Source organism: Mesorhizobium sp. M0296 (assembly GCF_040321675.1).
GTDB lineage: Bacteria > Pseudomonadota > Alphaproteobacteria > Rhizobiales > Rhizobiaceae > Mesorhizobium.
The window spans coordinates 74,716-99,110 of the sequence record NZ_JAMYRZ010000017.1; the positions used below are offsets into that span (position 1 = coordinate 74,716).

The 24,395-nt window shown below is 63.6% G+C and carries 21 protein-coding genes; 5 read left to right on the forward strand and 16 right to left on the reverse strand.

The genetic code is table 11. From position 1 onward, the window contains the following. The first annotated feature begins 103 nt into the window (after positions 1–103). A complete protein-coding gene (locus NKI97_RS17935) occupies positions 104–2,524 on the forward strand; it encodes a polysaccharide biosynthesis tyrosine autokinase (RefSeq protein WP_352835618.1) in 2,421 nt (806 codons plus the stop codon). 15 nt (positions 2,525–2,539) lie between these two features. On the opposite strand, the gene NKI97_RS17940 is transcribed toward NKI97_RS17935, so the two are convergent. Together NKI97_RS17940 and NKI97_RS17945 are read right to left on the reverse strand one after the other, a co-directional pair. Beyond that, positions 2,540–3,241: a metallophosphoesterase family protein gene (locus tag NKI97_RS17940; protein ID WP_352448461.1), complete on the reverse strand. Its 702-nt coding sequence runs from the start codon at positions 3,239–3,241 to the stop codon at positions 2,540–2,542. Between the two features lie 193 nt (positions 3,242–3,434). Next, positions 3,435–5,342, reverse strand: coding sequence for a propionyl-CoA synthetase (locus NKI97_RS17945; protein WP_352835621.1), 1,908 nt, complete (start codon positions 5,340–5,342; stop codon positions 3,435–3,437). A gap of 170 nt (positions 5,343–5,512) precedes the next feature. Between NKI97_RS17945 and NKI97_RS17950 the strand changes: the two genes are divergently transcribed. Next, positions 5,513–6,304, forward strand: coding sequence for a DUF2259 domain-containing protein (locus NKI97_RS17950; protein ID WP_352835624.1), 792 nt, complete (start codon positions 5,513–5,515; stop codon positions 6,302–6,304). A gap of 289 nt (positions 6,305–6,593) precedes the next feature. On the opposite strand, the gene dhaK is transcribed toward NKI97_RS17950, so the two are convergent. The 14 genes from dhaK to NKI97_RS18020 all read right to left on the reverse strand — a co-directional run bounded on the left by dhaK (position 6,594) and on the right by NKI97_RS18020 (position 19,310). Further along, a complete protein-coding gene (gene dhaK / locus NKI97_RS17955) occupies positions 6,594–7,580 on the reverse strand; it encodes a dihydroxyacetone kinase subunit DhaK (RefSeq protein WP_352835627.1) in 987 nt (328 codons plus the stop codon). A gap of 26 nt (positions 7,581–7,606) precedes the next feature. Then, positions 7,607–8,029 (reverse strand): hypothetical protein, encoded by a 423-nt coding sequence (locus tag NKI97_RS17960; RefSeq protein WP_023676327.1) that lies wholly within the window; start codon positions 8,027–8,029, stop codon positions 7,607–7,609. An 8-nt stretch (positions 8,030–8,037) separates the two neighbouring features. Then, the gene (gene ptsP, locus NKI97_RS17965; RefSeq protein ID WP_352835629.1) at positions 8,038–9,654 is read right to left on the reverse strand and encodes a phosphoenolpyruvate--protein phosphotransferase; all 1,617 of its coding nucleotides are present in this window, start codon (positions 9,652–9,654) and stop codon (positions 8,038–8,040) included. Beyond that, on the reverse strand, positions 9,638–9,940 hold the full coding sequence (locus tag NKI97_RS17970; RefSeq protein WP_023676329.1) for an HPr family phosphocarrier protein: 303 nt from the start codon (positions 9,938–9,940) through the stop codon (positions 9,638–9,640). The genes ptsP and NKI97_RS17970 overlap by 17 nt, the downstream gene beginning before the upstream one ends. A 22-nt stretch (positions 9,941–9,962) precedes the next feature. Further along, a complete protein-coding gene (gene dhaM, locus NKI97_RS17975) occupies positions 9,963–10,352 on the reverse strand; it encodes a dihydroxyacetone kinase phosphoryl donor subunit DhaM (protein ID WP_352448466.1) in 390 nt (129 codons plus the stop codon). Further along, positions 10,349–10,951 (reverse strand): dihydroxyacetone kinase subunit DhaL, encoded by a 603-nt coding sequence (dhaL, locus tag NKI97_RS17980; RefSeq protein WP_352448467.1) that lies wholly within the window; start codon positions 10,949–10,951, stop codon positions 10,349–10,351. The genes dhaM and dhaL overlap by 4 nt, the downstream gene beginning before the upstream one ends. 81 nt (positions 10,952–11,032) lie before the next feature. Then, the gene (locus tag NKI97_RS17985) at positions 11,033–12,673 is read right to left on the reverse strand and encodes a dihydroxyacetone kinase subunit DhaK (RefSeq protein ID WP_352835632.1); all 1,641 of its coding nucleotides are present in this window, start codon (positions 12,671–12,673) and stop codon (positions 11,033–11,035) included. Positions 12,674–12,736: 63 nt separating this feature from the next. Continuing rightward, complete coding sequence (locus tag NKI97_RS17990; RefSeq protein ID WP_352448469.1) at positions 12,737–13,750, reverse strand: ABC transporter ATP-binding protein; 1,014 nt, start codon at positions 13,748–13,750, stop codon at positions 12,737–12,739. Further along, positions 13,743–14,855, reverse strand: coding sequence for an ABC transporter ATP-binding protein (locus tag NKI97_RS17995; RefSeq protein WP_352835635.1), 1,113 nt, complete (start codon positions 14,853–14,855; stop codon positions 13,743–13,745). The genes NKI97_RS17990 and NKI97_RS17995 overlap by 8 nt, the downstream gene beginning before the upstream one ends. 3 nt (positions 14,856–14,858) lie before the next feature. Next, entirely contained in the window at positions 14,859–15,059 is a 201-nt protein-coding gene (locus NKI97_RS18000; protein ID WP_352743061.1) for a hypothetical protein, read from the reverse strand. Continuing rightward, the gene (locus NKI97_RS18005; RefSeq protein ID WP_023676335.1) at positions 15,056–16,006 is read right to left on the reverse strand and encodes a carbohydrate ABC transporter permease; all 951 of its coding nucleotides are present in this window, start codon (positions 16,004–16,006) and stop codon (positions 15,056–15,058) included. Before NKI97_RS18005 ends, NKI97_RS18000 begins: the two co-directional genes overlap by 4 nt. After that, positions 16,003–16,950, reverse strand: a complete 948-nt coding sequence (locus NKI97_RS18010) for a carbohydrate ABC transporter permease (protein ID WP_031211681.1) — start codon at positions 16,948–16,950, stop codon at positions 16,003–16,005. Before NKI97_RS18010 ends, NKI97_RS18005 begins: the two co-directional genes overlap by 4 nt. Positions 16,951–17,076: 126 nt before the next feature. After that, a complete protein-coding gene (locus NKI97_RS18015) occupies positions 17,077–18,408 on the reverse strand; it encodes an ABC transporter substrate-binding protein (protein WP_352454682.1) in 1,332 nt (443 codons plus the stop codon). A 212-nt stretch (positions 18,409–18,620) separates the two neighbouring features. After that, positions 18,621–19,310 carry a PIG-L deacetylase family protein gene (locus NKI97_RS18020; protein WP_352743063.1) on the reverse strand — a complete coding sequence of 230 codons (690 nt, stop codon included), beginning with the start codon at positions 19,308–19,310 and terminating at the stop codon, positions 18,621–18,623. A 27-nt stretch (positions 19,311–19,337) separates the two neighbouring features. Here NKI97_RS18020 and NKI97_RS18025 point away from each other — a divergent pair, with 27 nt between their 5' ends. From NKI97_RS18025 to NKI97_RS18035, 3 genes are all read left to right on the forward strand, one after another. Beyond that, complete coding sequence (locus NKI97_RS18025) at positions 19,338–20,228, forward strand: DMT family transporter (RefSeq protein ID WP_352835638.1); 891 nt, start codon at positions 19,338–19,340, stop codon at positions 20,226–20,228. A gap of 74 nt (positions 20,229–20,302) precedes the next feature. Beyond that, complete coding sequence (gene hrpB / locus NKI97_RS18030; protein WP_352835641.1) at positions 20,303–22,921, forward strand: ATP-dependent helicase HrpB; 2,619 nt, start codon at positions 20,303–20,305, stop codon at positions 22,919–22,921. 89 nt (positions 22,922–23,010) lie between these two features. Further along, a complete protein-coding gene (locus NKI97_RS18035) occupies positions 23,011–24,336 on the forward strand; it encodes an ActS/PrrB/RegB family redox-sensitive histidine kinase (protein WP_352454678.1) in 1,326 nt (441 codons plus the stop codon). The last annotated feature ends 59 nt before the right edge of the window (positions 24,337–24,395 follow it).

Here is a 24,395-nt window from a genome sequence, read left to right on the forward strand (position 1 = left end):
AGGCCGTTGCGCCGCGCGCGACGCGCACTGTCCGGCGCAAGGTTTGCACCCTATGTCCCGACCTTCGAGGCGGTAGCGCCTGCAAACTAGAATTGGACCGAAGATGAACTATGCCAATTTTCCTGTCGACAAGAGGACGCCATTGCCGGCTTCTAATGCGGCAAACGCCGAAGACTTCATCGACATCGAGCGCCTGCTTGGCATGGCCGCGCGGCAGGCGAAAGTGGTTGCCGCCTGCGCCGTCATCGGTCTCTTTCTCGGCGTGCTCTATTTGCAGACGACGCCTCCTACCTATGTGGCGACGAGCAGCGTGCTGATCGACGAAGGATTGAACAAGGTCGTCGACGACATTTCGGCGGCGTCGGTCAGCATGCAGACCGACTCCGCCGTTCTGAGCCAGATCGAAATACTACAGTCGGCCAGGCTGGCTGGGGTGGTCGTCGACAAGCTGAAGCTCGATCAGAACGACGCTTTCATGAACCCTCCGACATCGGCCCTGTCGAAGGTTGCTGGCTTTGTGCGCGGTATCGTCCAGTCTGTCCGCCCCAAGCGCGCCGCTAGCACAACCGATGTCACTCAGCTTGATGCTGCGACGCGTGACGCGATCACCGCATCCTCATCGCCCCGTGACTACGCAATCTTCAAACTGCAGACCCAACTCGATGCCGAGCGGATCGGCCGGAGCTTTGTCATCAGCATCTCCTTTCAGGCGACCGATCCGGCGCTTGCGACCGCCATCACCAAGGCCTATGCCGATGCCTATCTAGCCGATCAACTTGATGCCAGCTTCGACGCGACCGAGCGGGCGGCGGTCTGGCTGCAAGGCCGGCTGACCGAGCTTCGTGAGAGCTCCCAGGCGGCTGCACTGGCGGTCGAAAAGTTCAGGGCCGAACACGGATTGGCCGTCAATGACGGCCAGCTGATCAGCGACAAGCAATTGTCCGATCTCAACACCCAGCTGATCGTCGCGCAGGCCGATACCGCACGTGCCGGCGCCCGCTATCAGCAGTACAAGTCGATCGTCGAAAGCGGCTCGGACAATGCGTTCAAGGACGCTGCGATATCGAACGACCAACCGAGCAGCTCGGTCATCACGACGCTGAAGAACCGCTATCTCACCGTATCCAAGCGGCAGCAGGATGTCGAAGCCAATTTCGGCCCGCAACATCCGCAGGCCGTCGCGCTCGCCAAGGAGAAGGCCGACATATCGGGGCAGATTTTCGGCGAGCTGAAGCAACTGACCGAAAGCTACCGCAACGAATACGAGGTCGCTCTGGCGCGCGAAACCGCGCTCCGCGCAAATGTCGCCTTGGCGGCTGGCAAGAGCTCCATCGACAACCAGTCGCAGGTCAAGCTGCGTGAGCTGGACCAAAAGGCGACGGCGCTGTCGACGCTCTACCAGACGTTCCTGAACCGCTATGAGGAGGCCGCCCAGCAGCAATCCTTCCCGGTCGGCAAGATCCGGGTCATCTCGGACGCGACGATGCCGCAGTCGGCCGCAACCCCGCGCACAGCCATCGTGCTGGGGCTTTCGCTGGCGCTTGGCATGATGCTGGGGGCAGGGGTTGGTGGCCTGAATGAATTCAGGGAACGCTTCTTCAGGACCGGCGAGGATGTCCGCGACCGTGTGGGCCTCAAATTCCTCGGCTACCTGCCGGTCATCGGCAAGGCTGGCAAGGATGACCAGCGCAATGGCGGTCAGCCTGACGTCAAAGTCGTTGAATCCAAGTCCGCCAAGTCCTCCAAATCCCAGCCCTCCAAAACATTGTCGGCAGCCGAAAAACGTGCGCGGATGCGGGTAACCGTCGATGCCCCGGCATCGATGTTCTCCGAGACGCTGCGCAACGCCAAGATCGCTTTCGACGTCGTGATGGAGGGCCAGGGCAGCCGGGTCATCGGCGTGGTCTCGGTGCTTCCCGGCGAGGGCAAGTCGACGGTGGCGGCCAATCTTGCCGGGCTGCTTGCCGTCAACGGATCGAAAACGCTGCTGATCGATGGCGACCTGCGCAATCCCGGCCTCAGCCGCAGCCTCGGTATGGAGGCCGAGCAGGGCCTGATGGAAGCTGTGGTGAGCGGGCAGACATGGCAGTCGGTCGGCAAGATCGACCGGCAGACCAAGCTGGCTATCATCCCGGCCGTCCTGCGTGGCCAGTTTTCGCATACCAGCGAGCTTCTGTCTTCAGCCGGCATGCGGCGTTTCATCGATAACGCCAAGGAAACCTTCGAATACATCATCGTCGATCTGCCGCCGCTCGGGCCTGTCGTCGACGCCAAGGCCTTCGCTCCGCTTGTCGACGGCTTCGTGCTGGTCACCGAGTGGGGACGCACGCCGCGTGCGATGGTGCAATCCATGCTCAGCTCGGAGCCCTACATCGCCAAGAAGATCATTGGCGCGGTGCTGAACAAGGTCGAACTGAAGAAGCTGGCCAAATATGGCGCGATCGGCGGCTCGGAAAAATTCTTCGACAAATATTCGAGCTACTATCTGGAAAAATCGGAAGCGCGCACCAGGGCAGCCGCCTGAGCGACGACATCGCGCTCAGGAAAATATCAACCTGGCGCGGTTGTCGACGATCCTGAGGGCGGTCAGCTGGCCGGTTTGGAAGGCGCCGGTGTCTATGCCGAGCCGGCGTCCCTCGAGCTTCGGAGTGTCGACCGGCGTATGTCCGTGCACGACATAGCGGTCGAGAAGATGCGCAGCGTCGAAGAAGTCCGAACGGATATTCAGCAGGTCGTCCTCGTCTTGCGCGGCCAGCTCGATGCCGGGCCTGATGCCGGCATGGACGAACACGAATTTCGCCGAACAGACCATGACCGGCAGCGCGCGCATGAAGCTAATGTGGTCGGCTGGAATGACTTCCCGAATGCGCTTGTCGACCTCCTCGCTTGACCCATAGAGATCGGCCATGCGCGACGGGTCGACGCCGTAGGAAAACAGCGTTTGCAGGCCGCCTATTGCCAGCCACGACTCTCTCGAAATGATCCCGTCGAGATAGTTCAGCATCACGACTTCGTGGTTACCGGCAAGGCAGATGCGCTGGAAGCCTTGGAGTGGCGGCGCCAGCAGATGATCGAGCACGCGCGCCGACTGGGGGCCACGATCGACGTAGTCGCCAAGCATGATGATGAGCTTGCGCCCTTCGAAGGGCGCCGAATCGAGCAGGATCTTCTGCTCCAGGGCGCGGAGTTCCTTGTAGCAGCCATGCACGTCGCCGATCGCATAGACGACTGCGCCCCGCATATCGATCTCCAGCCGCTGGCGTGCCGCGGCCTGGGGCTTTCTCGATCGCTGGAATAGGGTCACGTATGGCATCTCGCATGGCTGTGGGTGCGTCTCGATTCCGAAACAACATGACGACACCGCGCGTGGATACCACGTCCGGCGCCGGTCGTTCCATACCGGAGCTTCGGACGCAACTCGGCTTCGGCGCCCCTTACAGGCCGATGCCGCGCCGGTTCAGCGCGGCGGTGATCTCGTCGAGGATGGCCGGGTCGTCGATCGTTGCCGGCATGGCCCATTCCTCCTTGTCGGCGATCTTCTGCATGGTGCCGCGCAGGATCTTGCCGGAGCGCGTCTTCGGCAGGCGCTTGATCGTCACCACCGTCTTGAAGGCAGCGACCGGGCCGATCCGTTCGCGCACCAGGGTGACAACCTCATTTTCGATGATGCCGGCGTCGCGGTCGACGCCGGCATTCAGCACGACGAAGCCGAGTGGAACCTGGCCTTTCATAGCATCGGCAATACCGACGACGGCGCATTCGGCGACGTCGGGATGCGCGGCCAGAACCTCCTCCATGGCGCCGGTCGATAGCCGGTGGCCGGCGACATTGATGATGTCGTCGGTGCGAGCCATGACATAGAGATAGCCATCCTCGTCCATCATGCCGGCATCCGCGGTTTTGTAGAAGCCGGGGAACTCGTCGAGATAGGCTTGGCGAAACCGCTCGTCGGCATTCCACAGCGTCGGCAGGCAGCCGGGGGGCAACGGCAATCTCACCACGACATTGCCAAGCGTACCACGCTTGACCTCATGCCCGGCATCGTCGAGCACGCGGATGTCATAACCGGGCATCGGCACGCCGGGCGAGCCGTATTTGACCGGCAGCAGGCCCAGTCCGGCGGGGTTGATGGTCATCGGCGAGCCGGTCTCGGTCTGCCACCAATGGTCGATCACCGGCACGGTCAATTTCTGCTCCGCCCATTTGATGGTTTCCGGATCGGCGCGCTCGCCGGCGAGGAACAGCGTCCGGAATTTGGACAGGTCGTATTTCGGGACGAATTCGCCCTTCGGGTCCTGTCCCTTGATGGCGCGAAAGGCGGTTGGCGCGGTGAACAGCGCGACGACGCCATGCTCGGCGATCACACGCCAATAGGTGCCGGCATCGGGCGTGCCGACCGGCTTGCCCTCGAACAGGATCGTTGTGCAGCCATGCAGCAGCGGGCCGTAGACGATATAGGAATGGCCGACCACCCAGCCGACATCGGAAGCCGCCCAGAACACTTCGCCCGGTTTGACGCCGAACTCGTTTTCCATCGACCATTTCAGCGCGACCATATGGCCGCCATTGTCACGCACGATTCCCTTCGGCTGGCCGGTCGTGCCCGACGTGTAGATGATGTAGAGCGGATCGGTGGCAAGCACCGGAACACAGTCGACGTTGGCACCCGCGGCCCGCTCCCGCGCCACGGCGTCGGCATAGTCGATATCGTGGTTTTCCCTGAGTTCGCAGCGCAGTTGGTCGCGCTGCAGGATAAGGCAGCTTTCCGGCTTGTGCCGCGACATCTCGATCGCCTTGTCGAGCAGCGGCTTATAGGCAACGACGCGCCCTGGCTCCAGGCCGCAGGAAGCGGAGATGATCAGCTTCGGCTTGGCGTCGTCGATACGGGTGGCGAGCTCATGCGAGGCAAAGCCGCCGAAGACCACCGAATGCACGGCGCCGATCCGCGCACAGGCAAGCATGGCGAAGGCTGCTTCCGGCACCATCGGCATGTAGATGATGACGCGATCGCCTTTTTGGATGCCACGATTCTTGAGCACCGAGGTCAGCGCGATCACCTCGCGCTTCAACTCGGTATAGGTGAACTTCCTGATTGTGCCGGAAATCGCGCTGTCATGGATCAACGCGATCTGGTCGGCACGGCCGCCCGCCACATGACGATCGACGGCATTGAAGCAGGTGTTGCACGAGGCGCCAATGAACCACCTGCCATAGACGCCGGCATTGGCGTCGAACACCGTCTCAAAGGGCGAGAACCAGTCGATTGCGCCCGCGGCATCGGCCCAGAATTTTTCCGAGTCGCGTTTCCAGTCGTCATAGACCTCGTGGTAGTGTGACGCCATCCAGCTTCCTCCCCAGGAATGTTTGCTGTCCTTGAAATAGCGTATGCTGGTTTGTGTAACCATGTATTTGTGCGTTTCGTTTGCCGTCGTTCTAACTTGGCCGCAAGTGCGGGTCATGGTGGTCTGGGGGCCGGTATCGTTCGAATTTTCGGCATTAGGGGCAGGGCGCGATGAAATTGCGATATGAGCTTGGGTTTGCCGCGGTTGCGACGCTGGCGGTGGTGCTCGCTTCAGCTGCTCAGGCAGGCGACGCGGCGGCTCGGCGCGTCATCGGCTTTTCGCCAGACGGCAACTACTTCGCCTTCGAACAGTACGGCACGCTCGATGCCGGTGCTTCGGATTCGGGCTGGTCGGAGATCGACATCATCGACACGCGGACCGATGAGTTCGTCGGCGGCAAGCCGATCGTCATCGCCGACGAGACGGAGGATTCGACATTGACGCTTGCGCAGGCGAGGGCACAGGCCGCCGAACTGGCGGCGCCCTTGCTGGCCAAATATGCCATCGCGCCGCGCGGCGAGCGGACTGCCTTGGACAGGTTCACCTTTCCCGACGACATGGTCGTCTACAATGACATTGCGCGCCTCGAGCAGGTTTCGCAAAAATGGCTTTCGCCGGCCTATGACGAGCTTGGCACCATCCAGCTCGAGCAGATCCGTGCCGACAGCACGGCGGATTGTTCAGCGAGTTTCGACGCGACGCTGCAAGGCGAAACGACCGGCAAGGCGCTCGGCTTTCGCCTGACGCTGCAGGGTCAGGACGGCAAGCCGATCAAGCTGCTGCATGAGGACAAGGCGGTGCCCGGTTCGAGGAATTGCCCGACTTCCTACAGCCTGTCGGAATCTTACGCATTCGCCCCGGATGGAAAACCGGGCGTGCTTGCGGTGCTCGTGCAGCGCTTCAGCCAGGGATTTGAAGGGCGCGACCGCCGTTTCATCGCCGTGACTGGCCAGGCGCACTGAGGCAACGCGCTGAGACGTAGTCCGCTACCCGAGTTTGTTGTCCCTAGTCTAAAGCGGCAGCGCAGCGAGCATAAGTCCGACCCCGCCGACGATCAGCAAGGCGGCTGCCAGCATCTTTCCATGGCGCTCGAAACCCGTCGGCGCCCGATCCCAATTGTAACGCATGCTCGAACTCCCCAAACCCGCAGATTCTTTATCTTACGCAGGGTGAGGAGGACAACTGTCTGGCGATGCGCGGCGTTGCCGACACCGGTCTTGTCACCGACTATTTCTGGGGCATTCTCCGCCGCTACATGCCCCAGCGCAGCGCGGCCGTATGTACCGGTGCATCCCACCAAACAGCCGCCTCGTCGTCGAGCATGCTCAGCGTGATCGAACAGCCGGCCATGTCGAGCGAGGTCACATAGGACCCGACCAGCGACCGGATCACCGTCACGCCGTGCTTCTCGAAGATTTTGCGGGCGCTGTTGTACATCAGATAAAGCTCCATCAACGGTGTGCCGCCAAAGCCGTTGACGAAGAGTAGCGCCTGGCCTCTGGCACCGTCGCCCAGGTCACCCAGGATTGCGGTACAGATCTCCTCGGCGATAGCATCGGCGCTTTTCAATGTGTCGCGCCGCCTCCCAGGCTCGCCATGGATGCCGACCCCGAACTCCATCTCGCCGTCGCCGATATCGAAGGTCGGCTTGCCCGCCGCCGGCACGGTGCAACTGGTCAGCGCCACGCCCATCGAGCGCGTCGCGCCGTTGACGCGCTCGCCGAGCGCTTTCAACGGCTCCAGTGCCATGCCTTGTTCGGCCGCCGCGCCGACGATTTTCTCGACCACCAGCGTGCCGGCGACGCCGCGCCGGCCGGTGGTGTAGGACGAGTTTTCGACCGCAACGTCGTCATTGGTCACGATTTGCATCACGCCTTCCGACATTTCAGCGGCCATGTCGAAATTCATCACGTCGCCCTCGTAGTTCTTGACGATGAACAGGCAGCCGGCGCCCGTATTGACGACTTCGGCCGCCGCCATCATCTGGTCAGGCGTTGGCGAGGTGAATACCTGGCCGGGGCAGGCCGCATCCAGCATGCCGTGCCCGACGAACCCGCCATGTAGCGGCTCGTGACCCGAGCCGCCGCCGGAGATCAGCGCCACCTTGCCCGGTGTGAGCAGCTTGCGGCGGACAAATTTGTGTTCCTCGCCAAGCGCCAGGATATCGGCATGCGCGGCAACGAAGCCTTCGAGGCTCTCGGTCAGCACCGTATCGACCGAATTCAAAAATTTCTTCATGGCCGTCCTCCCGAAATAGCCCAGCGTCAGCTGCCCTTGCCGGCGATGCTGGTGATCTTCTGGATGAAATCGTTGACCGCCCGGTCGAGCGCCGCGTTCTGCTTGTCGTCGCCGAAATCGGGAACGATCAGCGAGACATGGCGTGTCTTGCGCAAGCCTGCGGCCAGCGACATCTTTCCCGGATGCGCCCGATGGTAGGCCTCAAGGAAATGATCGCGTTCGGCCGGGCTGAAATGGCAGACGGAGAAGATAGCCGGCAAATGCTTCGACGGGATCGGCGTCGAATAGGCCGGGCTGGAAATCTGCGTGACGAAGCTGCGATGCTTGCCCAGCGCATCAGCGAGGCGCTGGCGCATGCCGGACGGGCGCTGGTCGATCACCTGCGACAGGATCGTCTTGTAGGCGCGGATCGCCTCTTCGGGGCCGGATTGCGACGCCTTGTCTGCCATACCGGGGCCTAGATCGAAACGTCCGCGATGGCCGCCTTGGCCATCGCGAGTTGGGCGGGAGCGACGGAGAGGTCACGCAGGCCGGTTTCGAGCAGCGCCGGGATCGAGGCGGGGTCGCCGCCGGCATCGCCACACAGGCTGACCGGGATATTATGCTCGCGGCCGAAGGCGGCAACCGAGGCGATCAGCCGGAGCACGGCCGGGTGCCTGACGGAATTCAGATGTGCGACCGACGCATTGTCGCGCGCGGCGGCCATCACGTATTGGGTCAAATCATTCGAACCGATCGAGAAGAAGGCGGCCTTGGCGAATGCCTCCGGTGCGATGGCCACCGACGGCACCTCGACCATGATGCCAAGCGGCGGTATTTTGTGCGCGATGCCGCGCGCCAAAAGGTCAGCCTGCTCCTCAGCGAACAGCGCGGTGGCGTGTTCATACTCTTCCGGAACGGCGATCATCGGGAACATCACCTTCAGATTGCCGTGCATGGCGGCACGTAGCAAGGCGCGGATCTGCACACGAAAGACCTCCGGACGCATCAGCGACAGCCTGATCCCGCGCAGGCCAAGGAATGGATTACCTTCCTCGACGGTCAGGCCCGGCACAGGTTTGTCGCCGCCCGCATCGACAGTACGGATCGTCACCGGCCTGTCGCCTGCCCATTCCAGCACGCTACGGTAGGCGCGATATTGCGTCTCCTCGTCCGGCAGCGTCTTGCCGAACAGGAATTCGGTCCGCATCAGCCCGACACCGTCGCACGCCGCAGCATCGATGCGGTCGACATCGGACGGATCGGCAATATTCACCTGCACGTGGACCGCTATGCCGGTCTTCGTTGCTGCCGGCCTTGTCAAATAGGCTGCCGCTTTGTCGCGATGCGCCGCGAAAGACGACGACGATCGCCGGAATGCGTCGATCTCCGCTTTCGAAGGCGCCAACACGATGCCGCCATGTTCGGCATCGAGCAGTGCGATTCTGGCAAGGTGAGCCGGCGAAGCACCGGGCCCGGCTACCCCACGCGCTACGAGCCCCAACCCCACCACCATTGGCACGCCGCGTGAGCGTGCCAGCATTGCGACATGACTTGCGGCACTTCCGGCCGTAAGTGCTATGCCGCCGCCGGCACTCCAGTCGGTTTCGAGGAAGCGCGTCGGTGCGATATCCTCGCCGTAGAAGATCGCACCTGCCGGCGCGGCAATGTCGCCGCCCCCGGCAAGCGCGCGTAGCACCTGGTCGCGTATGTCGCGCATGTCGGCCGCGCGCGCCCGGAAATAGTCCTGCTCGGATGTTTCATAGCCGGCTATCTCGGCGTCGAGCGCTTTTCGCCAAGCCACATCAGCAGCCATGCCCTCGGCAATTCGCGCAAAGGCCGGGCCGGTCAGCGCGTCGTCCTCCAGCATGGCGAGCTGGAATTCGAGGATCCCGGCCGCCTCGCTGTCGCTGGTTTCGATCAATGTCGCGAGCCGGCCTGCGGCAATGGAGATGGCGGCCTCAAGCGCCGCCTTCTCGTCCGCGGCAGTCGCCTTGCGGACATAACGCACAGCAGCCTGGTCCAGATCGAACAGCGGCCCCTCGGCATAGCCGGCCGATGCCGAAATGCCCTGCAGCCTAAGCGGTTCGGGCATGGTCCTTGCCTTCGTCGAAATCGCGCCGCACCAGCTCGACCAGTGCGCCGACCGCCTCGCCGGCGCCGTCCCCTTTGGCTCTGATATGCAGGACAGTGCCTTTCGGCGCTTTCGCCGCCATCACCTTGACGATGCTCTTGGCGTCGAACCATGGCCCGTTGGCGGCGAGCGCAATCTCGACGTCGGCCGAAAACGTCTTGGCAAGCTTGGTGAACTTCACCGAAGGACGCGCATGCAGTCCCACCTCATGGGTGATCAGGACGCTGGCTTCGGCTGCTGCGGACATGCTTGTCAAAATTCCCGTTCGTTCACGACGGCGACAATTCGTGCGCCGTCGCCACCACTTCCCTGAGCGAGGCGCCGCCGGAAGCCTCGGTCGCCGCCATCACCGCGCCTTCGACGATCGGCGCATTGCAGACGATGATCTTCTGGGCGCGTGGTTCGCCGATCATCTCGACCGCCATCTCGCTATTGGTCTCGGCACCGCCGAGATCGACGAGGATCGCGACCCCCGCCTCCGACCAGGCCTTGTCGATGGCGCCCATGATCGCCTCGACATTGGTTCCCAGCCCGCCATGGCCGTTTCCGCCGCACCATGCAAGCGGCACTTCGTTGCCGACCATCTGCCGCACCATGTCGGCGGTGCCTTCGGCGACCAGCGGCGAATGCGATACGATGACGATGCCGACATTGCTCATGCGCGCCTCTCGATTGCCTCGGCTACGGCCCGCACCAGAAGCGCAGTCGAGCGTGCGCCGGCATCCATATGACCGATCGAACGGTCGCCAAGGAATGAGGCGCGTCCACGCAGCGCCTTCATCGGCACGGTCGCGTCGGCCGCGTTGTCGGCGATCTCGACGATGTCCGCTGCCGTCTTTCCCTGCAGCAGGGCCTCATGCACCGGCTGCAGCACGTCGAGCATGGTTTTTTGCCCGGCCTGCGACTTGCCTCTGGCGGCAACCGCTTCGATCGCCTTGCCGAAGGCCGCCGCCAGGTCGGCGCGACCCGGCGCGGCGGAAATCTCCTTGCCGAGCGCCATGAACAGCGTGCCGAACAAGGGACCGGAGGCTCCGCCGACGGTCATCACCAGTTTGGTGCCGATCGCCTTCAGCGCCTCGGGCAACGGCTTTGCCGCAACCGCGCCGGCCTCGGCCCGCACTGCCTCGAAGCCGCGTTTCATGTTGAGCCCATGGTCGCCGTCGCCGATGGCCTGGTCGAGACTGGTCAGCTCTTCGGCATGTGCGGCGATCGTGTTTGCCGCCGCCTCGATCAGCCTGAAAATATCCGCTGCCGCCATATCACCCATGCTCCTGGCCCCTGCGCTGCCGGCAGTACGAGAAAATTGCATATCCGGCAATTGAAGCATTCTTTTCCCCAGTCAAGCGGGTTCGAGCAACGCAGCGAGGGCAGTGAAGACCTCGGCGACGGCAAAGGCGCCGGGGTCGACCACGCCGTCGAGCTGGCTGCCAATATAGGCGGACCGCCCGGCCTTGGCCTTACGCATGGCAGCGGTGGCCTCGGCTCCGCGTTGCGCCGCGACCGCCGCATCTTCCAGACTCCCCCTATCCAGCGCCCTCAAGGCGGGTTCCAGGGCATCGATCATCGTGCGATCGCCGACCCTCGCTCCACCATAGAAGGACATCCGATCGAGGCCGGCGAGAAGCGCCTTGGGAAGCGTTTCGCCAGATTCCAGCGCCTGCGCGGCGGCGGTGAAGAAGATCGACAACAGCACGCCGCTAGAGCCGCCCATGCTGGCGCTCAGGATGTCGCCGACGACGGCGAGCGTTGCGGCAGGGTCAGCGAGCGGCAGTGTCGCAATGCGGCCAAGCACGCTGCGCGCACCGGCCGCCACAGTCGATCCGGTGTCACCGTCTCCCGCCTTGGCATCCAGTCCGTTCAACGCGCCTTCAAGCGAGATCAGCCGTTCGCAGACCGCGACAACCAACCGGTCGGTGCGTGCGTCCTGGCTGGCTTTCGACGCGTTCGGGCCGGCGGCTTTGGCCATCGGCACGACGCTGGCTTGGCGAGCGGCTCTTGCCGGCAGCCAGGCGTGAGGGCCTACCGGCGCCCGCAACGCCGCTTCGCGCGACGCATCGAGCCGGATCAGCGACAGGGAAAAGCCGTTCATGTTGAGCGCGGTCATAAGCTGCCCGGGCCCGATTGTCAGCGTCACCTTTTGTGCCAGCGGTGAAGCCAATACCGCATTGGCGACAAGCAACATTTCCAGCGGTGGCACCGAACCGAGATTATTGATCAGCAAGGCGTAGTCGCTGACCGGATCGAGCCGCGCGGCAAGGCGCTCCGACATGATCGCAACCAGCCTTTCGGCACTTTGCACCGCAATCCGCTCAACGCCCGGTTCGCCATGGATGCCGAGGCCGAGTTCAGCGTCGTTGGCGCCAAATCTTTCGTCATGGCTCTGGCCGGGGATCGAGCACGATGACAGCGATATGCCGAGTGAAATGATATCCGCCGCGGCCGCCCGCGCCGCAGCGGCAACCGTCGCCAGATCGTTGCCGGCTTCCGACAGGCGGCCGGCGATCTTGTGCACGAACAAGGTGCCGGCAACGCCACGCGGCTGGGCAATATCAGGCAGGGCAATGTCGTCCGCGACGATCACCATCTCGACGCGGAAGCCTTCGGCGCGCGCCTTCTCGGCGGCCAAGCCGAAGTTGAGGCGATCGCCGGTATAGTTCTTGACGATCAGCAGGCACCCGGCGGGACCGGTCACCGCGCGGATGGCGGCCAATACCGCTTCCACGCTCGGCGAAGCAAAGATCTCGCCCGAAACCGCCGCCGTCAGCATGCCAATGCCGACAAAGCCGGCATGGGCAGGTTCGTGCCCGGCCCCGCCGCCGGAAATGACCGCGACCTTGGTCTTATCCCAGTCCGCGCGGAGAATGACCTTGATCTCGGGATAGCCGTCGAGGCGAGCGAGATCGCCGGCGCCGGTCGTAGCGAGGAAGCCGTCCAGGGCCTCAGTTACGATCGTATCACTGCGATTGAAAAAATGCTTCATCGAATTGGGTCCGGTGCCCGAAATTGCCGGTTGAAAGGTGCCAGGAAAACACTCGCGCAGCGCTCACATCAGCCGTCGCCCATCGGGGCCGAAATACAGCGGCGAGCGATAGCGGATCATGATCTTGTCGCCCTGCGCCAGGTCGGTGTCGGGGTCGGTTAGCGTCACCAGCTTCCTGGTCCCCACCGTCACATGCAGATGGTTCTGGTCGCCGAGATGCTCGACCCAATCGACGACGCCGTCGGCATGGCCGTTCGCCGCCTTCTCGATCGAAAGATGTTCGGTACGAGCACCGATCGTCTTTGTTCCCGCCGGCGCGCCACCATCCGGCAGCAGTCCGACCGGCAACAAATTGATTGCCGGTTGGCCGAGCCTTGCGGCGACGTGAAGGTTTGCCGGCTCAGAATAGATCGCGCGCGGGGAACCGATCTGCACCAGCACGCCGTCGGCGAGAATGCCGATGCGATCGGCCATGGTCATCGCTTCGATCTGGTCGTGCGTGACGTAGAGCATTGTGGCGCCGAGTTCCGCCTGGATGCGCTTCAGCTCTAGCCTGAGATCGGCGCGTAGCTTGGCGTCGAGCGACGACAGCGGCTCGTCCATCAGGTAGATCGACGGCTTGCGCACCAAAGCGCGGCCGATGGCGACGCGCTGCATCTCGCCGCCAGAGAGTTTGGTCGAGCGATTATTCAGCTTGTGGTGGATGCGCACCATCTTGGCCACGTCCTCGACGCGGCGGCGGATCTGATCCTCCGGCATTTTCCGTGCTGGCGAGCGCAGCGGAAAGGCGAGGTTGTCGTAAACCGACAGATGCGGATAGAGCGAATATTGCTGGAATACGAAAGCGGTGTCGCGCTCGGCCGGCGACAGCGTCGTCGTGTCGTGGCCGGCAATATGGATCGAGCCCGCTTCCGGACGCTCCAACCCGGCGATCAGCCTGAGCGTCGTCGTCTTGCCGGCGCCGGTCGGCCCGAGCAGCACGACGAATTCCCCGTCGGCGATATGCAGGTCGAGATTGTCGACGGCGACATGCTCGCCAAAAGCCTTGGTCACGCTTTTGATGTGAACGTCAGCCATGATGTGCTCTCCCCTGGGAGGCCGAGTCATGGATTTCGGTGCGCACCGCACGGCCGGATCCTTTTGCGAACAGCGACAGCCGCGCGCTGCTCAGCGCCAGGCCCACATGATCGCCCGGATTGAGCCGGATTTCGGCCGGCACCCTGGCCTTGATGATGCCGTCTGCTGTCTCCACCGCCACGATCTGAGTGGTGCCGAGATATTCCGTGCCGTAAATAGCACCGCGCAGCTTCGAAGCGTCGTCGAAGCGGATGTGCTCCGGTCGGATGCCAAGCGCCATCTCGGCCGGCGCGACGTCCTCGCGGATCTCCGGCACGGCCACCTTCGCGCCTTGCACAACAATTTCCCTGGCGCCCTTTGAAAGCCCGCCGCCGAAGCCGAGGAAATTCATCGGCGGCGAGCCGATGAAGTCGGCGACGAACATCGTCGCCGGCCGGTCGTAGATCTCGCGCGGCGTGCCGAACTGCTCGATGGCGCCGTGGTTCATCACCGCGATCTTGTCGGCCATCGACATCGCTTCCATCTGGTCATGCGTGACATAGACGGTGGTGGCGTGGATGCGGTTGTGCAGTTCTCGCAATTCATGGACCATCAGGTCGCGGAATTCGGTGTCGAGCGTGCCGAGCGGCTCATCCATCAGGAAACATTTTGGCCGCCGTACGATGGCGCGGCCGAGCGCCACGCGCTGGCGATCGCCGCCGGCAAGCCCGGAGACCGATTTGTTGAGCAGATGGTCGATCCGCAAAAGCTTCGCCGTCTCCTCCACTCGGCTCCGGATTTCAGCGCCTGGCATGCCTTGCGCCAGCAGTGGAAAGCCGATGTTCTTCCGCACATTCATGTGCGGATAGAGCGCGAACAGCTGGAAGACGAAGGCGATGTCGCGCTCGCGGGCACGCCGCATGGTGACGTCCTCGCCGCCAAGCAGGATCTTGCCGCCGGTCGGCAGTTCGAGCCCGGCGATCATGCGCAACGTCGTCGTCTTGCCGCAGCCGGACGGCCCCAGCATGACGAAGAATTCGCCGTCCTCGACGACGAAGTTGGAATCCTGCACGGCGACGAAATCGCCGAATGCCTTCCTCAGATGTTCGACCCTGATCTCGGCCATCGTCTACTCCGGAAATTTCGAGACGATGATGAACATCGCCGTGCCCGCAAGCATGGTGATGAAGGAATAGGTGTAGAGCACCAGTGCGAAGGGCTGGAACAGCATCAGGAAGCCGATGGCGATGATCGCGGTGGCGACGTTTTCCATCAGCCCGCGCCTGGCCCAGACGGGCCAGCGCGATTTGCGTTTTGCGATCATGCTCATTTACGCACCGCGCCAAAGGTGATGCCGCGCAGCAATTGCTTGCGAAGCAGGATGGTGAAGACCAGGATTGGCACCAGGAAGATCGTCGTGCCGGCCGCGACCGCCGGCCAGTCCTGACCGCCTTCGCCGATGATGGTCGGGATGAAGGGCGGCGCGGTCTGCGCCGTGCCCGAGGTCAGTAGCGCAGCGAAGGCATATTCGTTCCAGGCAAAGATCAGGCAGAAGATGGCGGTTGCGGCAATACCGGTGGTCGCCTGCGGCAGTACCGTGCGCCAGAACGCCTGCAGCCTGGTGTAGCCGTCGATCATCGCCGCTTCTTCATATTCGCGCGGGATCTCGTCGATGAAGCCTTTCAGCAGCCACACCGCCAAGGACACGTTGACCGCCGTATAAAGCAGGATCATGCCGAGAGCCGTGTCCGACAGGCCAAGCTCCCGGTACATCAGGTAGATCGGGATGGCGACGGCGATCGGCGGCATCATCCGCGTCGACAGGATGAAGAACAGAAGGTCGTCGGCGAGCGGCACCTTGAAGCGCGAAAAACCATAGGCCGACAGCGTGCCGAGGAACACCGCGCAAAACGTCGAGCCGAACGCGATGATCAGCGAATTGACGAAGCGCGGCATGAAGTTGGACGGGCCGGCGATCACCATGTTGCGCTTGCGCACCGTCTCGTCGCACAGGCCCGTCGCCGGTCCCAGCGAGTTGATGTATTCCGGTGTTTGCCGAGTCCGGGTCGAGAACAGGTTGCAGTAGCCCTCGAGGCTGGGCTGGAACAGGATCTTCGGCGGATAGGCGATCGAATCCGGCGGCGTCTTGAAGCTGGTGGCGAAGATCCACAGCAGCGGCACGATCGAGATCAGCGCGTAGGCGACGATGATCGTGCCGGCGACGCGCTTCGACGTGGCCGACGGCGCGACAACGGAATGGGCTGACGTCAGGCTCATCTCTGCTTCACCTTGTTGAGCGCCTTGACGTAGATGTTTGCGAGGCCAAACACTGCGACGAACAGGATGATGGCGAAGGCCGAGGAATAGCCCGTCCGCCAGCTTTCGAAGGCCTGCCGCTTCAGCGTGATCGAGGCCACTTCGGTGGTCGATCCCGGCCCGCCGCCGGTGAGCAAATTGACCATGTCGAACATCTTGAAGTTCTCGATGCCGCGAAACAGCACCGCCAGCATGATGAAGGGCAGCGCCATCGGCAGCGTGATCGACCAGAACTGCCGCCAGTTGGAGGCGCGGTCGACCTCGGCCGCTTCGTAGATGTATTCGGGGATCGAGCGCAGGCCGGCGAGGCAGATCAGCATCACGTAAGGCGTCCACATCCAGGTGTCGACGATGATGATCGACCATGGCGCCAGTGACACGTTGGAGAGCATGCTGATTTCGGTTGCCGGAATGCCGGTGACGAACGAAACGGCATAGGCGAACAGCCCGATCTGCGGCTCGTAGAGGAAGCGCCAGAAATTACCGACCACCGCCGGCGACAGCATCATCGGCACCAGGATGATTGTCGTCCAGAAGGCGTGGCCCCGAAACTTGCGGTCGATCAGCCAAGCCAGCGTGAAGCCGATCAGCGTCTGCAGCAGGATGGTCCAGAACACGAAATGCGCCGTCGTCTGCATGGCGATCCAGATGTCCTGGTCGGCGAGGATGCGCTTGTAGTTTGCCAGCCCAAGGTTCTTCACAACCTCGTTGGGCCGATTGGCGCGAAAATTGGTGAAGGACAGATAGATTGCCCAGAACAGCGGAAAGATGTTGATAGCTAAAAGCAACAGGATCGTCGGCGAGATGAACAGCCAGGCGAGGCCCTTGTCGCTGATGCCCCGGACCTTGCGGGCCAACGGCTCGGGCGTAGCCCGGGCAACGCTGTCCGCCGTCCGATTGAGCATGGTCAGTCCTGCTTCGGTCACTTGGCTCGTCTCGACAATGGAATTTAGCTGAACTGTGTCCCGTGCCAAGTGGCACGGGACGGTTCGGTCACGGGCTCGGGAGGAGCCGGTTACATCTTGCCCCGGCTACATCTTGCCATCGTCCTGGAAGACCTCGGTCCAGTCCTTGACGAGGCCGTCGAGCGCATCCTTGGCCGAGCCTTGCCCGGCAACGACGTAGTCGTGGAAGCGCTTCTGCGATGCCTGCAACAGCGGGGCATAGCTCGGCTCGGCCCAGAAGTCCTTCACGATGGCCATCGAGTCGAGGAAGGTCTGCGCGTAGGGCTGGCTGGCCGGGAAGGCCGGGTCCTTGACGACCGCGTTGAGGCAGGAATAGCCGCCGAGCGACCACCATTTGGACTGCACGTCCTTGTTGGCGAACCATTTGATGTATTTGAGCGCGGCTTCCTGCTTGTCGGAATAGGAGACCACCGAGATGCCCTGGCCGCCGAGCTGGGCGAACTGGTCCCCGTCCGGACCTTTCGGATTGACGAAATAGCCGATCTTGTCGCCGCCGACATTCTCGTCCTTCTGCAGGCCTGGCCAGGTGAAGGCGAAGTTCATGTGCATCGCCACCTGGCCGGATTTGAAGGCATCGACGCCTTCGCCCATGTAGCTGTTCGAGGCGCCGGGAGGGGTGCAGCAATCGTAGAGGGCTTTGTAGAACTCCAGGCCCTTCACCGATTTATCGGAGTTGACGAAGCCTTCCATCTCGTAGGGCTTTTTCGGGTTTTCGTACTGGAAGCCGAAGCTGTAGAGCACGTCCATGGCGCCCATGGTGATGCCTTCCGAGCCGCGCTCGGTGTAGATCGACGCGCCATAGACGGTCTTGCCGTCGATGTCGCGCTTCTGGAAGAATTCGGCGATCTGCTTCAATTGGTCGAAGGTCGTCGGCGGGCCGAGATCCCAGCCGTACTTTTCCTTGAATTCCTTCTGCAGCTCCGGCTTGGAGAACCAGTCCTTGCGGTAAGTCCAACCGACGACGTCACCCATGGCCGGCAGCGCCCAGTAATTCGGCGAGTTCTTCGGCCATTCCGAATAGCCGACGACGGTCGCCGGCACGAAATCGTCCATGCTGATCTTCTCCTTGTCGAAGAAGTCGTTCAGCTTGACGTAATGGCCGTTCTCGGCGGCACCGCCGATCCACTGGCTGTCGCCGATGATGAGGTCGCATAGCTTGCCGTGCGAATTCAGCTCGTTGAGAAAGCGATCGGCATAGTTGGTCCACGGCACGAATTCGAATTTCATGCCGATGCCGGTTTCCTTGGTGAAGTCCTTGGACAATTCCACAAGCGCGTTGGCCGGGTCCCAGGCTGCCCAGCAAAGCGTCAGATCTTCTGCCTGCGCGACATTCGAAACGGCTGTCGACGCAAAGAGTGTCGATGCCAGTCCCAACGCCAATTTCAAGGTCGATTTCATGCCTTCCTCCCATTTGCGAAACGCGTCCGGATGACGGTTTCAAGAGCCCGCTAAACCCCTCCTCGGGGGCCCAAACACAACGACGCGGCGGCGCACCGGATGTTTAGTAATTTGTTTAGTGATGCAATTTTTACTAAACAAGGCAAGCGAATTCGTTGCTGCATCGCAGCATGCTGGATAGGAAAGCAACGTGAGAAGTTGCGGCGACCTGCCTAGGTCACCGTCTTGTTGCTGACGGCCACCGGACGGATCACGGGGGCCGGCGGCAGCAGCGCGCGGATATCGGCGAAGGGGAAGACTGGCTCGAAGCGGAAGGCCTCGGCGAACGATCCGGCTGGGCCGTTGCACTGGCCGGCGCGAAAGGCGTTCTGCGTGCGCGCCGCGTCGACGAAACGCTCGGGATCCTGCGACTGGTGCGCCCGGATCGCCTCCGCCTTGAGATCGAAATGCCTGGAGGTATCGACGTAGTGCGTTGGCGAAAACCCGGTGCCGCCGAACGTGTCGGCATGTAGCACCGGCACCGAGAATGACGCTGCGATGCGCACGCCATCCGACAGCGCGCGGTGGTCGCCATGATAGTCGTTCGGCGCATGCGTTATCACCAGATCCGGCCCTATCTCGCCGATCAGTGCTTTGAGCGCCCCGATCAGCGCGGCATCCGCGACCAGCCCGCCATCGGGAAAGTCGAGGAAGCGCGGCGTCACGCCAAGCAGGCCGGCCGCCGCCGTCGCCTCCTTGCGGCGCGTGCGGGCAAGTGCGGCCGGATCGCCATAGCCGCCCCTGGCGCCATCCGTGGCTATGGCAAAAAAGAGTTCTGCGCCTTGCGCGGCATAGGCGGCCATCGTACCGAACATGAAGATCTCGATGTCGTCCGGATGCGCGCCAAGCGCCAATATCTTCACTCTCATCTCTCCCGGAAATGGAAAAACGTGCCCAACGGAATTCTGCTCGCGCTCATCGCCTATGCAAGCTATTCGTGCAGCGACGCGGTTGTCAAAAGCCTGGGCGGGCAGTTCAACGTCTTCGAGATCGGCTTCTTCTCGACATTGTTTGCCGGCTGCTTTCTGTTCTTTGCCAGGCCGGCAGGCGAGCGCTGGCTCGATTTCTGGCGCACCAACCGGCCCTGGGCGGTACAGGCCCGGGCCTGGGCCGGCATCGCCTCGGGCGTGCTCAGCGTCTATGCCTTCACCACCATCCCGCTGGCGGAAGTCTATGCGCTCATCTTTCTGGCGCCGCTGTTCGTCACTATCCTGGCCACGCTGGTCCTCAAGGAAAAGGTCGGCCCATGGCGATGGCTGGCGGTCATCGCCGGCTTTGCCGGGGTCATGCTGGTCGTCAGGCCTGGTTTTCGCGAGTTGCAGCTTGGCCATCTGGCGGCGTTCATCATCGCCTTCCTGGCCGCCACCAATGTCATCCTGATGCGTTCGCTCGCCGCGCAGGAAAAGCGCACAACGATGCTCGGCGTGCTGATCGGCTACGGCCTGCTCTTCAACGGCGTCGGTGCGGCGGCTACCTCGTTCTCGCTGCCGGATGGCAGGCAATGGGCCTGGCTGGTGCTGGCCGGCGCCTTTACCGCCGGCGGCCAGCTGCTGCATCTGCTGGCGGTCAAATACGCGCCGGCCAACCGCATCGCGCCGACGCATTACTCGCAAATCGTCTGGGCGGTGGTTCTAGGTGCGCTGTTCTTCAGGGAATATCCGGATTTTCTGTCGCTGGTCGGCTTGGCCGTGGTCGGCGGTTCCGGCCTGCTGACGATGGTGCGCGAGGAGGTGCGGCTCGGCACGGTGCGCTGGAACCCGTTTTCGCGGACCAGGCTTTGAGTCGGCGCCGAGGTTGCGTCGCGACCGCCACCGCTGATATGCGGTCGCTGCCAACTGGCTGCACAGCATAGCACATGACGACAAAACCCTTGCCGGACCTGCCGGTCTCCGTTGTCTTGCCGGCGCTCAATGAAACACTGAGCCATGGTAACAGCGCCGTGCTGGTGGCGCCGCCCGGTGCCGGCAAGACGACGCTGGTTCCACTGGCGCTGCTCGACGCTGAATGGCTCGGCGCCGGAAAGATCATCCTGCTCGAGCCGCGCCGCCTCGCCGCCCGCGCTGCCGCCCGCCGCATGGCCGAATTGCTCGGCCAAGAGCCTGGCGAAACCGTCGGCTATGCCATGCGCATGGAAAACCGCAGTTCCGCAAAGACCAGGATTCTCGTCGTCACCGAAGGCGTGCTGTCCCGCATGATCCTCGACGACCCGGAACTGCCTGGTGTCGCGGCGGTGCTATTCGACGAGTTCCACGAACGCTCGCTCGACGGCGATTTCGGGCTGGCGCTGGCGCTCGACGTGCAGGGTGCGCTGAGGCCCGAACTCAGATTGCTGGTGATGTCGGCAACGCTCGACGGCGCGCGTGTCGCAAAATTGCTGTCCGGCGCCCCGGTGATCGAGAGCGCAGGCCGCGCCTTCCCGGTCGACATCCGCTATGACGAGCGGCCGGCCGGCGTCACCATCGAGGACGCCATGGCCAAGGCGATCCGCTCGGCGCTTGCCGGGGAGGAGGGCAGCGTGCTCGCTTTCCTGCCCGGCCAGCGCGAGATCGAGCGCACCGCCGAGCGGCTGGCGGGCAAGGTCGGCGCCGATACCGACATCGTGCCGCTCTATGGTATGCTCGACAACAAGGCGCAGGACGCGGCGATCAAGCCGGCGCCGCTCGGCCGCCGCAAGGTCGTGCTGGCGACGTCGATCGCCGAAACCTCCATCACCATCGACGGCGTGCGCGTCGTCATCGATTCCGGCCTGTCGCGGCTGCCGCGCTATGAACCGGCGAGCGGCCTGACGCGGCTGGAGACGGTACGTGCTTCCCGCGCTTCCGCCGACCAGCGCGCCGGCCGTGCCGGGCGCACGCAGCCGGGCGTCGCCATCCGGTTGTGGCGGGCCGAGCAGACGGCGGCCCTGCCGGCCTTCACGCCGCCGGAAATCCTCGAGGCCGATCTTTCCGGCCTGTTGCTCGATAGTGCGGCGTTCGGCGTCGCCGATCCGACCAGCCTGTCCTTCCTCGACCCCCCGCCGGCTCCGGCGCTCACCGAGGCGAGGGCGCTGCTACGTGCGCTCGATGCTGTCGATGCGGCAGGACGCCTGACGGATGCCGGTGCCGCGATGCGCAGGCTGGCGCTACCGGTGCGGCTCGCCCACATGGTCGCCGAGGCGGCAAGGACCGGAGAGGCGCTCGAGGCGGCGATGCTCGCCGTATTATTGACCGAGCGTGGCCTTGGCGGCGATGGTGCCGATCTCGAACGGCGGCTGCTGCGCTTTCGCGCCGAAAGATCGCCGCGCGCCACCGCCGCCCGGCAGCTGGCTGAGAGGCTGGCAAAGCAGGCTTCACCCTCCCCCTCGAGGGGAGGGTCGGCGAGCGAGCCGAGCGCAGCGAGACGAGGGAGACGGGGCGGGGTCGTCGATGGCGTGCCCGAACCGACCCCACCCCGATCCGCTACGCGGATCGACGCGCCGGGGCGAGCCACGGGTCTCGCCCGTCCTTCCGACCCGCTCAAGGGGGAGGGCAGCACAGCCGGCGCTCTCCTCATCCATGCCTGGCCGGATCGGGTCGCCAAAGCGCGCGGCGAGCGTGGCCGCTTCGTGCTTGCCAACGGCTCGGGCGCCATGCTCGACGCCTCCGATCCGCTGGCCGGCGAGACCTGGCTCGTCGTCGCCGACCTGCAGGGCAAGGCGCAGAACGCCCGCATCACCGCAGCGGCAGCCATCGATGAGGCCGACATCCGCACTGCGCTGGCGGAAAAGATCGAGACCCGCCGCGAGGTGAGCTTCGACCGCGACAGGCGCGCGGTGCGGGTGCGCGAAACGGTTCGCCTCGGCGCCATCACGCTGTCCGAACGCATGCTGCCGGCGCCGACCGGTGCCGACGCGGGTCGCGCCATCCTCGACGCCTTGCGCGAACACGGCCTGCCCCTGTTGCCGTGGAACAGGGAGGCGGAGACGTTGCGGCAGCGGCTCGGCTGGCTGCATCGCGGCCTCGGCGCGCCATGGCCCGATGTCTCCGATGCCGCGCTCGTCGAGCGCCTCGACGACTGGCTGCTGCCGTTCCTTTCCGGCGCGGCATCCTTTGCGGCAATCGATCCCAGCGTGCTTTCGCAAGGCCTGATGACGCTGGTGCCGCACGAATTGCAGCGCAAGATCGACACATTGGCGCCGACCCATTTCGACGCGCCGTCGGGCAGCCGGCTGCCGATCCGCTATGACGGCGAATGGCCGGTGCTGGCGATCCGCGTGCAGGAACTGTTCGGCTTCGACCGGCATCCGGCGATCGCCAACGGCACTGTGCCGCTGACGCTCGAATTGCTGTCGCCGGCTCACCGGCCGATCCAGACGACGCGCGACCTGCCCGGCTTCTGGCGCGGCTCCTGGGCCGATGTGCGGGCAGAGATGCGCGGCCGCTATCCCAGGCATGTCTGGCCGGAGAACCCGCTTCTCGCCGCCGCCACCAGCCGCGCCAAGCCGCGCGGTACCTGATGCTTCCAGACTGTCATCCCGAACCGAGGGCCGGCTTCGGCGGTTTTCGGAAAAGACCTCCGGCTGTTTCCCCTCTATAATCACTGGCCATGATAAACATCCTGCACGCACCCGACTTCCAGCAAAGCCAGCGGCTGCGCCTCAACACGCTGATCAGGTTGCGCTGGCTTGCCATCGTCGGCCAGAGCCTGACCGTGCTTGTCGTCGCTTACGGGCTGAAATTTCCGCTGCCGGTCAGCATGTGTTTTGCGCTGATCGCCTGTTCGGCCTGGATGAACCTTTTGCTGACCTTCCGCTATCCGGCGGCGCATCGGCTTACCCCGTTCTCGGCCTTCGCCATCCTGACCTTCGACAGCCTGCAGCTTGCCGGCCTGCTCTACATGACCGGCGGACTCACCAATCCGTTTTCGCTGCTGATGACCGTGCCCGTCGTCGTCTCGGCGACGTCGCTGCCGCTGCGGCTGACCGCCATGCTCGGCGCGCTGGTGATCGTGGCGGCGACGCTGCTGGTCTTTTACCACCTGCCGCTGCCATGGCATGAGGGCGCGCCATTGGCGATGCCGTTCATCTATGTCGCAGGCATTTGGATGGCGGTGTTCTGCTCCATCGCCTTTACCGCGATCTATGCCTTTCGGGTGGCCGAGGAGGCGCGGCTGCTTGCCAACGCGCTTGCCGCCACGGAATTGGTGTTGCAGCGAGAGCAGCATCTCTCTGCCCTCGACGGCCTCGCCGCGGCCGCCGCGCACGAGCTCGGCACACCGCTCGCCACCATCACACTTGTCGCCAAGGAAATGGAGAAGGCGCTTGGCGAAGATCCGAAATACGGCGAGGACGTGAAGCTGCTGCGTTCGCAGAGCGAGCGCTGCCGCGAAATCCTGAAGCGCCTGACCAGCCTGTCCTCCGAGAGCGAGGTGCACCTCTCGCGCCTGCCGCTGACCTCGCTGGTCGAGGAGGTGACGGCGCCGCACCGCGATTTCGGCATTTCGATCAAGCTTCGGCCGGGCGAGCGCGTCGGCCCGGAACCGGTGGGCCGGCGCAATCCCGGCGTCATTTACGGCCTCGGCAATCTGGTCGAGAACGCGGTCGACTTCGCCCGCAACAGCGTGACAGTGCGCTGGAACTGGAATGAGGCCGCCGTCAGCTTCTCGATCATCGACGACGGGCCGGGCTTTCCACCGGAGATCATCGACCGTATCGGAGAACCCTATATGTCGACGCGACAAGGCACCGAAGCCGGCGGCGGCCTCGGCCTCGGCCTATTCATCGCCAAGACCTTGCTCGAACGCTCCGGCGCGACGCTCGATTTCCGCAATTCAAGCGAGCCCGGCGAGGGCGCTATCGTGCAGATATCGTGGCCGCGCAGCGTCTTCCTCAATCCCGAGCAGGCTTCGGCCACCATGTTCGACACGGCCTAAATTGGACAATAGCGTTGCAAAACTATATTTGCGTAAAAATCAGGCAGCAGGATTTTCAG

Coding starts and splice junctions, on each gene's coding strand:
- NKI97_RS17935 (WP_352835618.1), top strand. CDS start 104: ATGAACTATGCCAATTTTCCTGTCGACAAGAGGACGCCATTGCCGGCT.
- NKI97_RS17940 (WP_352448461.1), bottom strand. CDS start 3,241: ATGCGGGGCGCAGTCGTCTATGCGATCGGCGACGTGCATGGCTGCTAC.
- NKI97_RS17945 (WP_352835621.1), bottom strand. CDS start 5,342: ATGGCGTCACACTACCACGAGGTCTATGACGACTGGAAACGCGACTCG.
- NKI97_RS17950 (WP_352835624.1), top strand. CDS start 5,513: ATGAAATTGCGATATGAGCTTGGGTTTGCCGCGGTTGCGACGCTGGCG.
- dhaK (WP_352835627.1), bottom strand. CDS start 7,580: ATGAAGAAATTTTTGAATTCGGTCGATACGGTGCTGACCGAGAGCCTC.
- NKI97_RS17960 (WP_023676327.1), bottom strand. CDS start 8,029: ATGGCAGACAAGGCGTCGCAATCCGGCCCCGAAGAGGCGATCCGCGCC.
- ptsP (WP_352835629.1), bottom strand. CDS start 9,654: ATGCCCGAACCGCTTAGGCTGCAGGGCATTTCGGCATCGGCCGGCTAT.
- NKI97_RS17970 (WP_023676329.1), bottom strand. CDS start 9,940: ATGTCCGCAGCAGCCGAAGCCAGCGTCCTGATCACCCATGAGGTGGGA.
- dhaM (WP_352448466.1), bottom strand. CDS start 10,352: ATGAGCAATGTCGGCATCGTCATCGTATCGCATTCGCCGCTGGTCGCC.
- dhaL (WP_352448467.1), bottom strand. CDS start 10,951: ATGGCGGCAGCGGATATTTTCAGGCTGATCGAGGCGGCGGCAAACACG.
- NKI97_RS17985 (WP_352835632.1), bottom strand. CDS start 12,673: ATGAAGCATTTTTTCAATCGCAGTGATACGATCGTAACTGAGGCCCTG.
- NKI97_RS17990 (WP_352448469.1), bottom strand. CDS start 13,750: ATGGCTGACGTTCACATCAAAAGCGTGACCAAGGCTTTTGGCGAGCAT.
- NKI97_RS17995 (WP_352835635.1), bottom strand. CDS start 14,855: ATGGCCGAGATCAGGGTCGAACATCTGAGGAAGGCATTCGGCGATTTC.
- NKI97_RS18000 (WP_352743061.1), bottom strand. CDS start 15,059: ATGAGCATGATCGCAAAACGCAAATCGCGCTGGCCCGTCTGGGCCAGG.
- NKI97_RS18005 (WP_023676335.1), bottom strand. CDS start 16,006: ATGAGCCTGACGTCAGCCCATTCCGTTGTCGCGCCGTCGGCCACGTCG.
- NKI97_RS18010 (WP_031211681.1), bottom strand. CDS start 16,950: ATGCTCAATCGGACGGCGGACAGCGTTGCCCGGGCTACGCCCGAGCCG.
- NKI97_RS18015 (WP_352454682.1), bottom strand. CDS start 18,408: ATGAAATCGACCTTGAAATTGGCGTTGGGACTGGCATCGACACTCTTT.
- hrpB (WP_352835641.1), top strand. CDS start 20,303: ATGACGACAAAACCCTTGCCGGACCTGCCGGTCTCCGTTGTCTTGCCG.
- NKI97_RS18035 (WP_352454678.1), top strand. CDS start 23,011: ATGATAAACATCCTGCACGCACCCGACTTCCAGCAAAGCCAGCGGCTG.